Annotated in this window: 9 protein-coding genes and 1 pseudogene; 7 read left to right on the top strand and 3 right to left on the bottom strand. The window is 71.6% G+C overall.

All coding sequences use genetic code 11. The features are described from left to right. The first annotated feature begins 1 nt into the window (after position 1). The 6 genes from ribH to OG446_RS04650 all read left to right on the top strand — a co-directional run bounded on the left by ribH (position 2) and on the right by OG446_RS04650 (position 4827). On the top strand, positions 2 to 487 hold the full coding sequence (ribH, locus tag OG446_RS04675) for a 6,7-dimethyl-8-ribityllumazine synthase (RefSeq protein WP_328892837.1): 486 nt from the start codon (positions 2 to 4) through the stop codon (positions 485 to 487). Positions 488 to 522: 35 nt separating this feature from the next. Beyond that, positions 523 to 795, top strand: coding sequence for a phosphoribosyl-ATP diphosphatase (locus OG446_RS04670; RefSeq protein ID WP_018524273.1), 273 nt, complete (start codon positions 523 to 525; stop codon positions 793 to 795). 59 nt (positions 796 to 854) lie between these two features. Beyond that, on the top strand, positions 855 to 1703 hold the full coding sequence (gene hisG / locus OG446_RS04665) for an ATP phosphoribosyltransferase (protein WP_148016351.1): 849 nt from the start codon (positions 855 to 857) through the stop codon (positions 1701 to 1703). 22 nt (positions 1704 to 1725) lie between these two features. Further along, a complete protein-coding gene (locus tag OG446_RS04660) occupies positions 1726 to 2178 on the top strand; it encodes a PH domain-containing protein (protein WP_328892836.1) in 453 nt (150 codons plus the stop codon). Positions 2179 to 2362: 184 nt separating this feature from the next. Beyond that, complete coding sequence (locus tag OG446_RS04655; protein ID WP_328892835.1) at positions 2363 to 3733, top strand: hemolysin family protein; 1371 nt, start codon at positions 2363 to 2365, stop codon at positions 3731 to 3733. Continuing rightward, a complete protein-coding gene (locus tag OG446_RS04650) occupies positions 3730 to 4827 on the top strand; it encodes a hemolysin family protein (protein WP_328892834.1) in 1098 nt (365 codons plus the stop codon). The genes OG446_RS04655 and OG446_RS04650 overlap by 4 nt, the downstream gene beginning before the upstream one ends. A gap of 165 nt (positions 4828 to 4992) precedes the next feature. Here OG446_RS04650 and OG446_RS04645 read toward each other — a convergent pair whose 3' ends face one another. Together OG446_RS04645 and OG446_RS04640 are read right to left on the bottom strand one after the other, a co-directional pair. Then, the gene (locus OG446_RS04645) at positions 4993 to 6909 is read right to left on the bottom strand and encodes an AAA family ATPase (RefSeq protein WP_328892833.1); all 1917 of its coding nucleotides are present in this window, start codon (positions 6907 to 6909) and stop codon (positions 4993 to 4995) included. A gap of 428 nt (positions 6910 to 7337) precedes the next feature. Continuing rightward, positions 7338 to 7898: pseudogene (locus tag OG446_RS04640) on the bottom strand (uridine kinase family protein); the annotation flags it as partial. A gap of 181 nt (positions 7899 to 8079) precedes the next feature. On the opposite strand from OG446_RS04640, the gene OG446_RS04635 reads away from it, so the two are divergent. Further along, a complete protein-coding gene (locus tag OG446_RS04635) occupies positions 8080 to 9447 on the top strand; it encodes a peptidase C39 family protein (protein WP_328892832.1) in 1368 nt (455 codons plus the stop codon). Positions 9448 to 9685: 238 nt separating this feature from the next. On the opposite strand, the gene OG446_RS04630 is transcribed toward OG446_RS04635, so the two are convergent. Next, the gene (locus OG446_RS04630; RefSeq protein WP_328892831.1) at positions 9686 to 13006 is read right to left on the bottom strand and encodes a CHAT domain-containing protein; all 3321 of its coding nucleotides are present in this window, start codon (positions 13004 to 13006) and stop codon (positions 9686 to 9688) included. Positions 13007 to 13119 lie beyond the last annotated feature (113 nt).

Here is a 13119-nt window from a genome sequence, read left to right as displayed (position 1 = left end):
CATGAGCGGCAAGGGCGCACCCGAACTGTCCGTACGCAACTGCGGTGACCTGCGCGTCGCCGTCGTCGCGGCGCAGTGGCACGAGAAGGTCATGGACGGACTCGTCGACGGTGCACTGCGCGCGCTGCACGAGCTGGGCATCGACGAACCGACCCTGCTGCGGGTCCCCGGCAGCTTCGAGCTCCCGGTCGTCGCGAAGGTGCTGGCCGGCCGCGGTTACGACGCGATCGTCGCCCTCGGCGTGATCATCCGCGGCGGCACCCCGCACTTCGAATACGTGTCCCACGGTGTCACCCTCGGCCTCACCCAGGTCGCCGTGGACACCGGCGTCCCCGTCGGCTTCGGTGTCCTCACGTGCGACACGGAGGAGCAGGCACTCGACCGGGCCGGCCTGGAAGGGTCCAACGAGGACAAGGGGCACGAAGCGGTCACCGCCGCCGTGGCCACCGCCACCACACTGCGCTCGGTCAGCGAACCCTGGCGCTGAGTGCGGGTCCGGGACCCCGTATTCTTAAGGACATCATGGCGAACAAAACCTTCGAAGAGCTCTTCGCCGAGCTGCAGCTCAAGGCCGCCAACGGCGACCCCTCCACCTCCCGTACCGCCGAACTGGTGGACAAGGGCGTGCATGCCATCGGCAAGAAGGTCGTCGAGGAGGCCGCCGAAGTCTGGATGGCCGCCGAGCACGAGAGCAAGGACGCGGCCGCCGAGGAGATCTCGCAACTGCTGTACCACGTCCAGGTGATGATGGTCGCGCGCGGAATCTCCCTCGACGACGTCTACGCCCACCTCTGAGCACGACCTCCGCATCCGCCCGACGTTCCCGACCTCTTTCGCAAAGGAAACCCGACCTCATGCTGCGCATCGCCGTCCCCAACAAGGGTGCTATCTCCGGGCCTGCGATGGCGATGCTCCATGAGGCGGGCTACAAGCAGCGCAAGGAGTCCAAGGAACTCGTCCTCGTCGACCCCGAGAACCAGGTCGAGTTCTTCTACCTGCGCCCGCGCGACATCGCGATCTACGTCAGCTCGGGCCGCCTCGACATCGGCATCACGGGCCGCGACCTGCTGCTGGACTCCGGCGCCGATGCCGAGGAGATCCTCCAGCTCGGCTTCGCCCGCTCCACCTTCCGCTACGCCACCAAGCCCGGCACCGCCGCCGGGCCCCAGGACTTCGACGGCATGACGATCGCCACCTCCTACGAGGGCATCGTCGCCAAGCACCTGGCCGACACCGGGGTCAACGCCTCCGTCGTCCACCTCGACGGCGCCGTCGAGACCGCCATCGAACTCGGCGTCGCCCAGATCATCGCCGACGTCGTCGAGACCGGCACCAGCATGCGCAACGCCGGACTCGAAGTCATCGGCGAGCCGATCATGAAGTCGGAAGCGGTCGTCATCCGCCGCACCGGCGCCGACGCCGACGATCCCAAGGTCCAGCAGTTCCTGCGCCGTCTCCAGGGCGTCCTGGTGGCCCGCAGCTACGTGATGATGGACTACGACTGCCGCGTCGAGCACCTGGAGCGCGCCGTGGCCCTCACCCCGGGCCTGGAGTCGCCGACCATCTCCCCGCTGCACCACGAGGGCTGGGTCGCCGTCCGGTCGATGGTCGCCTCCAAGGAGGCCCAGCGGATCATGGACGACCTGTACGACCTCGGTGCCCGCGCCATCCTCACCACGGCCATCCACGCCTGCCGCCTCTGACGGCGGGACACGGAAGAAGACCATGCCAGCCCCCGCACTCCCCGCCCTGCCGGTCACCTTCCGGCCCACCCGGACCAGGGTCGTCCTGCTGAGCGTCGGGGCGGCGATGTTCGCCGTCATCACCGCCGTCGCCTTCACCCTGGAACAGCTCAGCGGGGGAGAGCGGGTCAGCTTCGTCTTCACCGCGCTGCTCTTCTTCGGCGTCCTGGCGCTGCTCAGCCGCCCCAGGATCGTGGCGGACGACAGCGGCGTGACCGTGGTCAATCTCACCCGTACCCGGCGGCTGTCCTGGGCGGAGATCGTCCGCGTCAACCTGCGCGCCGGCGACCCGTGGGTCTTCCTCGACCTCAGCGACGGGACCAGCATGCCCGCTCTCGGCATCCAGCCCGGAATCGCCAAGGAGCAGGCCATCCGCGACGCCCGAACGCTCCGCGCCCTCGCCGAGAACCACGGCACCGGCACGGACAACCGCTGAGCCCCCTGCCCCGTACGGCCTCTCGTTGATTACTCTGGAGGGCGGCGGCGCCCTGTGCGCCCCGCCCCGCACCAGAGGCCCCCGAGGCCCGCGGGGCTTTCCTGCGACCCAAGGAGTGACTCCCTCCAGCAATGGACGGATCGTCCGGTAGTACCTGCGCCGCCCCCTCAGCGGAGGCGGCGGTATGACCACCCCCCTGCTGCTTCTCGGTGCGGCATTCCTTCTCATCCTCGCCAACGGATTCTTCGTGGCAGCCGAATTCGGGCTCGTCACCGTGGAACGGGCGGACGCCGAGCGCGCCGCCACCGAAGGCGACCGGCGGTCCCAGACCGTCGTCGACGCCCTGCGCGAACTCTCCTTCCAGCTCTCCGGCACCCAGCTCGGCATCACGATCACCTCACTGGTGGTCGGCATGCTCGCCGAGCCGGCGCTCGCCCAGCTGCTGCACGGCCCCCTCGCTCTCACCGGTCTGCCCGACGGTGCCGTTCCCGGCATCAGCGTGGTCATCGGCATGCTGGTCGCGGCCGCCGTGCAGATGGTCATCGGCGAACTCGTCCCGAAGAACTGGGCGGTCTCCAGGCCGCTCCAGGTCGCGCGGTTCGTCGCCGGGCCCCAGCTGGGGTTCACTCGGGTCTTCCGCCCGGTGATCGGCCTGCTGAACACCGTCGCCAACCGGCTGGTACGGCTCTTCGGGGTCGAACCGACCGAGGAGCTGGCATCCGCCCGTACGCCCGGGGAGCTGGTCTCCCTCGCGCGGCACTCGGCGGAGGCCGGCACCCTCGAACAGGACACCGCGGACCTCTTCGTACGGACCCTGTCGCTCGCCGGACTCACCGCCCAGCACGTGATGACCCCGCGCGTGAAGGTCAGTGCCCTCCAGTCCTCCGCGACCGCGCAGGACGTCCTCAACCTCACCCGCGCCACCGGGCTGTCCCGCTTTCCCGTCTACCGGGAGCGCATCGACGAGGTCGTCGGCATGATCCACCTCAAGGACGCGCTGGCCGTCCCCGCCCGTGACCGCCTGCGCACCCCGGCCGGCCGGATCGCCGTGCCGCCGCTGCTGGTGCCCGAGACCCTGCCCGTCGAGCAGCTCCTCCAGCGGCTGCGCAACGAGCAGCCGATCGCTGTCGTGGTCGACGAGTACGGCGGTACCGCCGGAGTCGTCACGCTGGAGGACATCATCGAGGAGCTCGTCGGCGAGGTGCGCGACGAGCACGACGCCGAAGGCGCCGACCGCCCCGAGCTGGCCGCCGCCGCCCCCGAGGACGGGCGGCCCGCGTGGGACGCCGAAGGCAGCTGCCGGGTGCTGACCCTGCGCCGCATAGGCCTCGACGTACCCGACGGCCCCTACGAGACCGTCGCCGGACTGGTCGCCGACCTGCTGGGCCGGATCCCCGCCCCCGGCGACCGGACCGAGCTGCCCGGCTGGCGGATCGCCGTCCGTCAGGTGGGCCACTACCGGGCCGAGAAGGTCCGTTTCGTGCGCCTGGCCGAATCACCCGCACCGGCCGTCGCGCCGCGGGCGTCCCGCCGGGTCCTGGAGGCAGCGCGATGAGCCTCGTCCAGTTGCTCCTCGCCGGACTTCTCGTCCTGGCGAACGGCTTCTTCGTGGGGGCGGAGTTCGCCCTCGTCTCGGTGCGCCGCAGCCAGATCGAACCCCTTGCGGCAGCCGGGTCGAGCCGGGCCCGCCAGGTGCTGTACGGCCTGGAGAACCTGCCGCAGATGATGGCGGCCGCCCAGTTCGGCATCACCGTCTGCTCGCTGACCCTCGGCGCCGTCGCGGAACCGACGGTCGCCCGTCTGCTGGAGCCGGTCTTCCACGCGGCACACCTGCCCGAGGGCATGATCCACCCGCTCGGCTTCGTGCTGGCGCTGGTCCTCGTCGTCTTCCTCCACCTCGTCATCGGCGAGATGGTTCCGAAGAACCTGGCGATGGCGGCCCCGGAGAAGACCTCGCTGTGGCTCAGCCCCGGCCTCGTCGGCTTCGCCCGGCTCTGCCGGCCGGTCACCTCGGCACTGGGCGCCTGCGCCCGGCTGGTACTCCGGCTCTTCGGTGTCGAGCCGAAGGACGAGGTGGAGGCCGTCTTCACCAGCGAGCAGCTCAACCGGCTCGTCGAGGACTCCGGGCAGGCCGGACTCCTGGAGCCGGAGGCCCAGGAACGGCTGGAGGACGCCCTGGAGCTCGGCAGCAGGCCCGTCACCGACGTGCTCCTTCGCAGGGCGACCCTGGTGACGGTGGACCCTTCCGTCACCCCGCGCCGGATCGAGGAGCTCACCGTACGGACCGGCTACTCGCGCTTCCCCGTCTGCGCGGAGGGCGGCGGCCCCTTCATGGGCTACCTGCACGTCAAGGACGTCCTGGACCTGGAGGACGACGAGCGGGCCGTCCCGCAGCACGTGTGGCGCCCGATGGCGACCGTGCGGGCCGAACTGCCGCTGGACGACGCCCTGACCGTGATGCGCCGCGCGGCGACGCATCTGGCCCAGGTCGCCGACGCGTCGGGCCGGGTACTCGGCCTGGTCGCCATGGAGGACGTACTGGAAATGCTGGTCGGAGAGGTACGGGACCCGGCCCACCGGGTCTCCGAGCCGCGCCGCACCGGGGAGCGGCAGACCGGCTCGGACGAACTGTCCGCCCTGGTCGGCTAAGGGCTGTCCCGCCAGGAATTGCGGGACAGCCCTTGGGGCCTTCCCGGCAGAGCTTGCCGGGAAGGGCGCCGGGCCTGTTGTCGCACGTCCGCCCTTCGGGCTCCGACGGCAGTGTGACGGCAGGCCCCGGCGCCTCTCCACCGGACCGGGCCGGCAGGAACCGCCTCACACCTCGGGCGGCTCCTGCCGGCCCCGGCCCACCGGCCCCCGTCCGGACAGCACCTCGCCGTAGGCCTGCATCAGGTCCGGCAGCCGCAGCGTTGCCAGATCGTCCCGCGTCGGCAGCGTGGCGTACCCCGAGAGCCGCAGATCGCGGTAGGCGCAGCTCTTCTCGTACAGCGTGCGCAGGAAGCGGCCGTTGCCGAGTTCGTCGAGCCAGCCCTGGTCGACGACGTGGCCGCTGATGGACCGCAGCTCCTCCAGCGACTCCTCGTCCCAGGCGTCCCCGTTCTCGGCCGCCAGCACCTCACCGATGGAGGTGAGCTCCAGCGGCCGGTAGCTGGGGAAGTCCACCCGTGTGGTGAAGCGCGAGGAGAGCCCGGGGTTGGTGGACAACAGCCGGTCCATGCCCTCCGGGTAGCCGGCCAGGATGACGACGAGATGGTCCCGGTTGTCCTCCGCGCGCTTGAGAAGGACCTGCAGCGCCTCGTCGCCGTACGCGTCGCCCTTGCTGTAACCGGTGTTGGAGAGGCTGTACGCCTCGTCGACGAAGAGCACGCCGCCCAGTGCCGAGTCGATCAGCTCATTGGCCTTCACCGCCGTCTGGCCCAGGAACTCGCCCACCAGGTCCGCCCGCTGGGCCTCGACCAGATGGTCCCCGCCGAGCAGGCCCAGGGCGTAGAAGACCCGACCGAGGATCCGCGCCACCGTGGTCTTGCCGGTCCCGGACGGACCCGAGAAGACGAAATGCCGCTTCGGCGGCTGTACGGGCAGCCCCTGGCCCGCCCGCAGCCTTGCCATGTTCAGCTGTGCCGACAACGCCTTGACCTGCCGCTTCACCGGTTCCAGGCCGACCATACGCTCCAGCTCCGCCAGCGCCTCGGCGAGCAGCACGGGGTCGCTCGGCCCGGCTGGGAACGACTGCGGCGCGGGCTGACCGGGGACCGCGGTCTTCTGCCGGGCCCCGCCCGGTGGCGGTGAAACGTCGATGCCCGGCAGGTCCTGCGGCTCGATGCCCGGCCGCAGCTCCCTGCCGTCCACCAGATCGGTGCCCAGCAGCGAATCGCCGTCCGGCTGCGCCTCCGTGAACGTGCCGTCGGCGCCCAGGCCGGTCAGCGAGACGGCGGCCAGGCCGGAGGCCTCCTCGGAGCCGTCCAGCCCGTCGTAGTCCGCGATCGCGGCCAGCCGCGCCGAGGTGTCCATGAACGCCGGGTCGATCCGGTGGACCGCCCGGTATAGGGGCAGCGCGGCTGCGCTGCGGCCTGTGCCCTCGTGCGCGCGGGCCAGCCAGTAGCGCAACTCCTTGCGCTGGGGCTGTTCGCTGCGGCAGCGCATCAGCGCGGTGGACAGCAGGGGTTCGGCCTGCCCGTACATCTCCAGCCGCACCCGCGCCATCCCGCCGAAGAGCCCTGCTTCGATGCCCAGCAGCGGATCGTCGATCAGGTGCTCCGTATGGCGTACGAGCTGCTCCCAGTCCTTGACGAGGTAGGAACGGCAGGCGTGCAGGAAGCGGACCTGCGGATCGGCGTCCACCGGCGGCAGGCCCGCCAGCGCCCGGTCGAGATCCGGCACATGGCGGCCGTCCAGCCAGTGCGAGGCGTGCGCGAGCAGCAGGTCGCGCGGGCTCTCCAGCACCGGTTGCACCCACCATCCCAGCCAGTACCAGGAATTGAGCGTGCGTCGGTAGCGCCCGCGCTGATCGCCGAAGCGGTCGCGATGGCGGTACATGTGCAGCAGGGCCGACGTCGTGTCGACCCGCAGCGCATGGAGGCCGAGCCAGGCGTCCGCCATGGTGGGATCGAGGCGCACCGCAGCCCTGAACTCCTCCTCGGCCTGCGGATAGGCGCCCATCGTGTAGGCGTCCACGCCGCGCAGCCACGCGAGGTCGGCCGGGGCCTGTGCGCCCTGCGTGCCGATGTCCATCAGGTCCCCCACAAACCGTGCCCCCAGGATGTCCCGCCGCACGACAGCCCGCCGGGGCGCGCCGAATCACTGTGCCATGGACGGGAATTGACCGCACCGAGAGGCATCGTACCTGCGCAGGGAGTGTGCGACTAAGGGCGCCGCAGGCCGAAGACCGGCCGTGACCCACGGTGAGCGGAACGGGGTGGGGCGGGGCCGGAAGTCGGTAAGGGGCACAGAACGAAGCCCCCGATCACGGGGGAACAACCGGGGGCTTCGCGTCTGCGGGGGCTCCGAAAAGCCGCACATTGAGAACGTAAGACCTGTACCGCCCCCGGGTCAAGCAGAGTTGAGGCACTTCCGGTCCGATTTCCGACTGCTCAGTATGGCGGTGCGAGGTGATCACGGTGGGTGACGGAATGGTTCATTCCTGCTGCCGGAGGGACTCACTCCAGCCACTCGTACCCCACAGGCAACTGGCGTACCAGGACATCGGCCCAGGGGCGTGAGGGATCGGCCGAGAAATGAGCCGCTTCTGCCGCCGTCCAGCCGTCCCAGAAGGTGCTCAGGGCCGGCCCGTCCCGTCGCCGGCCCCGCTCCCAGGACTCCGCGGCCGGCAGGTCCATCCACAACAGATGGGCGAGGGCGGGGCGCAGGACCCGCCGGCCCGCGCCGACGCCCTCGATCAGCACCAGGGGGGCGGGGTGCAGGGTGCGCGGCGGTCCGAAGTCGCGGGCCGTCCAGTCGTACGGCGCGTAGCGGGCGGCCTCGCCGCGCGACAGCGGGCCGGTCACCTGATCCCGCAGCCTGCCGGTCCAGTCGAACAGTTCTTCGTGCGTGGCCAGATCGTCCAGATGCAGCACGGGGGCGTCGTCGAGCGCCGCCGCGAGCCGGGCGGCGAAGGTGCTCTTGCCGGATCCCGCGTGGCCGTCGACGGCGATCAGCCGGACCGGCCCGCAGGACGGTGCCAAGGTGCGCAGCCGTGCGGCGAGGCGCGAGAGGTCGTTCATGGCGCCAGCCTACGAGCCGGTGGCCGGTGCGGAGCAGTCGCAGGTCACGCCAGTGGTCCACACCAATATTGGTTCTTCGGCACGAGCCGAATCGCTGGCCGAACCGGGGGACGACCGGCAATAGTTGGCGCACTGTCGTGCACCCGCAGCGCCATTCCGCTTACGACCGGGGGTCTCGCCCATGCCCAGTCCGACCTCACGCAGAACCGTGCTCACCGCCGCGATCGCGGCCGCGGCCGGCGCCGGAGCGGCGTCGTCCGCCGCTTCCGCGTCGGCGGCGGCTCCTTCCCGTACCCGGCCCGACGCACCTTCGGCGGCCTCATCCGTGGACAACCGTTTCTGGACGACGTACACCGACTGGCGCTGCGGCTCCGGTGCCGGAACCCGTGCCGTCGCGGGCCGCCGCGCGGGCCTGGTCATCGGGCACCCGCTCGGGCGTACCGACTACACCGACCCGCACACCGGCACCACCGCGGCGTGGGAGTACGCCACCTGGACATCGCCGGTCCACCGCTCCACCGTCCCGGCCACCGAGGTGATCGCGTCCTGGAACGCCGACACGCCCGCCGGCACCTGGATCCAGATCGAACTGCGCGGCGGCTACTCGGACGGCACGGAGACCCCCTGGTACGTCATGGGCCGCTGGGCCGCGGGCGACGGTGACATCCGCCGCACCTCCGTCGACGACCAGACCGACGGAAAGAGCTCGATCTGGACCGACACCTTCTCGGTGGACGACGCGACCGGTGGCCTGCGCCTGCTGTCGTACCGGCTGCGGCTGACCCTCTACCGCAGGCCGGGTACCCCTCTCACACCCACGGTGTGGCGCATCGGCGCGATGGCGTCGGACATCCCCGACCGCTTCACCGTGCCGGCCTCCGTCCCCGGCCTCGCCCGGGAACTGCCGGTGCCGCGCTACTCGCAGAACGTGCACGTGGGGCAGTACCCCGAGTACGACAACGGGGGCGAGGCGTGGTGCAGCCCCACCTCCTCGCAGATGATCATCGAGTACTGGGGGCGCAAGCCCTCTGCGGAGGACCTCGCCTGGGTCAAGCCGGAACTGGAGGACCCGCAGGTCTGCCACGCGGCGCGCTTCACCTACGACAACCAGTACGAGGGCTGCGGGAACTGGCCGTTCAACGCCGCCTACGCGGCGACGTACGAGGACATGAACGCCGTGGTGACCCGGCTCGGCTCGCTGGAGGACCTGGAGACCCTGGTCCGGGCCGGAATCCCGGCCATAACGTCGCAGTCGTTCCTCAAGACGGAGCTGACCGGTGCGGGCTACGGCACCTCCGGCCACCTGATGACGGTGATCGGCTTCACCGAGGACGGCGACGTGATCGCCAACGACCCGGCGTCGCCGAGCAACGAGGCCGTGCGCCGTGTCTATCTGCGGCGCGAGTGGGAGCAAATCTGGCTCCGCACCAAGCGCTACGACGCGAACGGGAAGGTCAGAAGCGGTACGGGTGGGGTCTGCTACCTCTACTGGCCCGCCAGGCCCACAGCGGGTCAGCGCCGCGCGCTGCGGTCGCTGGGCCTGGCGTGAGCGCTTAGGGGCCGACGGTCACCTCGACCACTTGGCGGCATCGTTCGTGGCCGGCCTGTGCGAGGGGGCCGTACCGGTCCACCGTGACCTTGGTCGAGCGATGCCCGGGCCGGCGGGCACCCAAGGCGTGTTTCGGAAGTCCCGGCCTGCCAGGCGTCGCCGAGCAGGCGGGACTTCCGAAACACGCCCTGGTGAACGGGCACACCGTTCCCCAGGTGTCCGCGGTCAAGAGAAAGTGTCAGCGGCACCTGTGCCCCGTGGCGGTGGACGGTCCCGGATGGCCCTGGTGGATGAATGCGGCCCAGGCCGCCGGGCGGTGCAGGTCCGGGCCGCCGGCCAGTTCGTCGACCAGGTCGGCGCTGAGCGACCCCGGATTCTCGCGGCCCGGGTCGAGCATCCACATCTGCGCGGCCCGAAGCGCGTCGACGGGGCTCAGATCCCCGATCGCCACGTAGTGGTGGAACACGGCCATCATGAGCGCCGCGGCCGAGTCCTGGGTGGCCCAACGGGATCCCACCACGTCCCGCGCACCGCTCGCCACGAAGGCCGTCGTGAGGGTGAGCGCCTCGTCGTGGTCGCGCTTGGTGAGGTCCGTCTCGCAGGCGCTGAGCACGACCAACGGCCCGTCGGCGGAGGAGTGCTGTTCACCCGTCGGACGGTCGAGCAGCCGCGCGACGGTCAGCAGTCCGTCGTCCCGGTGCCCATCCGCCCCGGGCGCCAGGTGCAGCGCGGACGCGGTCGGGCTGGTGCCGGCCGAACCGTGGCACGCCACATGGAGCAGGGACGGGCCGGCGGCCAGGGCGTCGAGGAGATCCTCGGGAGATCCGGCCGCCGCCGGCTCTACGGGCGGTTCGTAGAACTCCCCGTACAGACGCGCCTCGGGATACAGGGCCTGCTGAAGCCCCGCCACCTCCAACTCCACATACGGCAGGGTCATGGTGGGGTCGGCCACCAGGACGGGAGAGGCGGCAGGGTCACGCCGGGTGCGCCGGACCGTGTTCAGGAACTGACGGCCGGAGGCCGCGTAGCTGATGACCATGATCTGGCAGGCGTAATCGTGCGGTGCCGCCGCCGGAAGCCGGGCCGCGTGCCAGGGAACGATCCCGAGGCGGCCGCAGGGCACCAGTACGATCCTGGGCGGCCCGGGGCGGCCCCTGCGCCGGTCCTCGGCGGCGGTGAGCCGCTGCGCGATGCCACTCATGACAGGGGCGATCACCGCCTCCATCGCCCAGTCGCAGAGCTGGGACAACGCCTCCTCCCACGCCTGCGCGGCTCCGGGGACGCCGGGCTGCGACTGGTACGAGGCTGCCGCGTCGAGGTACCGCTCCAGAGGGCCGCTCCCGTCACCGGACAGGAGGGGCAACGGCCCCGCTCCCGTACCGACGTCAGGTCCTACGACGACAGCGAGCCCCGGCGCATCGCCGTCGCCGGGGAGCAGGTAGACGAGCGCGTCGGCGTCGGCCTCGGCCACCCCGGCCTTGAGCTCGTCGACCGTGGGTGTGCGGAAGAGGACCCCGCCCGGCTCCCGGTGGCCCAGGGCCTCCAGGGCGTGGCGCCGCAGTGAACTGGGCAGTTCGCTGGAGAGCGGGTCGGGCACCGCGGCGTTGCCGGCTCCGGAGCCGGCACTTCGGGCTCCGGCCTCCGCCGCGCGCCATTCCTCCGCGAGGTCGTGATGGCCGCGGCGCTCCAGCAGGTCGGGCACGGCCCGTGAGGTGGCCGCCGCCTGGAGGACCAGGGACCGGCCCAGTTCCAGCGCGGCCACCGCCTCCTCGACGCGGCCCTGCGAGGCCGCCCATCTGGCGGCGTCCACCCCGCGGTCGGCGCCGGAGCGGGCCGCCAGAAGGCCGTGGTCCGGGCCCGATTGGAGTGCCACGTCGGCGGCGAGCGCCTGGAGCGATTCCAGGGCCGCCTCCGTGGCGGCGTCCCGGTCGGCCCGGTCCCCGGTACGGCTCAGGCGGAGACGGTAGTTCACCGCGAGCTGCCACAGGGCGGGGGCGGCGATCTGCGGCAACCGGCCCTGCCGGACATCACCGCGGACCTGTTCCAGTCCGGTGATGGCGGCGTCCAGATCGGCGGGGTCCTGGGTGGTGGAGTACCGGAGACCCGCCGTGAGGGCGACCAGATAGCGGGTGCTCGCCGAGGTGCCCGGGTCCGGCTGCACGGGGTCGGGCATCAGGTCCGGGGTCTGGCCGAGCGTCGCCCGCGAGGCCTGGAACGCCGCGCGGACCGCCGCGAGCAGTGTCCCGGGAACCCCGGTGTCCGCCGCGACCCCGGCCGCGAGGGCCGCCTCCTGCTGTGCCAGACCGCGCAGGGAAGTCTCCGTGTCGCCGGTGCGCTGGCCGAGCGAGCTGAGCGCGCTGCCGTGGGCCAGCTGCACGAGCTGGTGGGAGGGATGGCCGGGGGGCGTGGAACGTTCGAGTGCGTCGAATTCGCCCATCAGCCGCAGGTACTCCTCCTCGTTCTCCGTCTCCTCCTCCGCCAGCAGTCTGTTGAGCAGGTCGGCGGCGCGGACCGCGACGGTCAGCTGGGCGGCTCCGGGATCGTCGGCCGCCCACTGCGTGAAGTGCTCGACGATCGACTCCCTGTGCCGATGGGCCTCGTCGCTGTCCGTCCGGCTGCCTCCGAGCGGCCCCGCCAACTGGAGCACCACGTGCATCATGTTCTGGATCTCGGGTCGCCGGTCATGCCCTGCCGACAAGCTGTCGTGAAGTCCGCGGAGGCGCTGGAGAAGCTGGTCGAGGGTCTCGGGGTCACCGGTGTGCAGGGCCTCCTGTACGCCGAGCAGAGAGGTCAGCCACGCGCTCGCGACGGCGGTGCCGGGTTCGTCCTCCGGCCCGGGGTCGGGGCTCTGCTCCGGGCCCGGCGGGGCGGGGGAGTCGGGTACGGACGTCAGCAGGCCGGCCAGAGACCGCAGCTGATCACCGAACGGCAGGTCGGGAGGCAGCATGGCCAGCAGCGCCCCGGGGTCGGAGCGGCCGCTCTCCGACAGGTGGGACAGAACGTCCTGTATCTGCCCCAACCCGTCCCGGAGTTCCGCAGGCACCGGCATCCGCTGGATCTCGGCGGCCAGTCCCGAGATCCGCGCCGCCTCGGCGAAGGCCTGGCCCGGCGCCGCCGCCACGGCACGGTCGAGGACGGGCCAGATGTCCTGGGGCCCTCCGGTCGGCTGGCCCCCGGTGGGCGCCGCCGCGAGCATCAGGAACATCGCCGCCCACTGCCTGTCCTCCTCCGTCATCCGCTCCCCGGCGGCCGTCGTACGGTCCCGCACCTCGTCCAGCAGACGCCGGACCCGTTCCGGGTCGTCCGGTGAGCCCTGCCCGGTGGCGTGCCGCATGGCGAGGAGGCCTCCCAGGACGAGTGTGACCTTGCCGAGCATCTGCCGGTCGTGGTCCAGGAGGTCCCGCAGCCGGGAGAGCTCGGCCACCGGACCCTCGAACTCCTCCGCGGACACCGGGCGCCCGTCCTCTCCTCGCCCGATCAGCCTGGCCCCGCGCTCGGCCGCCTCGGTGGCCCAGGTCCGAAGCGCCCGGGTTCCTCCGCTCTCCGCGTCTCCCGCCATGTCTCCACGCCCCGTCCTTCACGGTGAAACTTCGCGTCGTACCGCGGCCCATGATGACCGCAGAGCGGCCTCCACAGCGCCCGGTGGTCGGCAACGCCTGTTCGTATGACCGG

Source organism: Streptomyces sp. NBC_00236 (genome assembly GCF_036195045.1).
Taxonomy (GTDB): domain Bacteria; phylum Actinomycetota; class Actinomycetes; order Streptomycetales; family Streptomycetaceae; genus Streptomyces.
The sequence above is the reverse complement of the archived record's forward strand: the minus strand, read 5'-3'. Positions and strand labels throughout refer to the sequence as shown.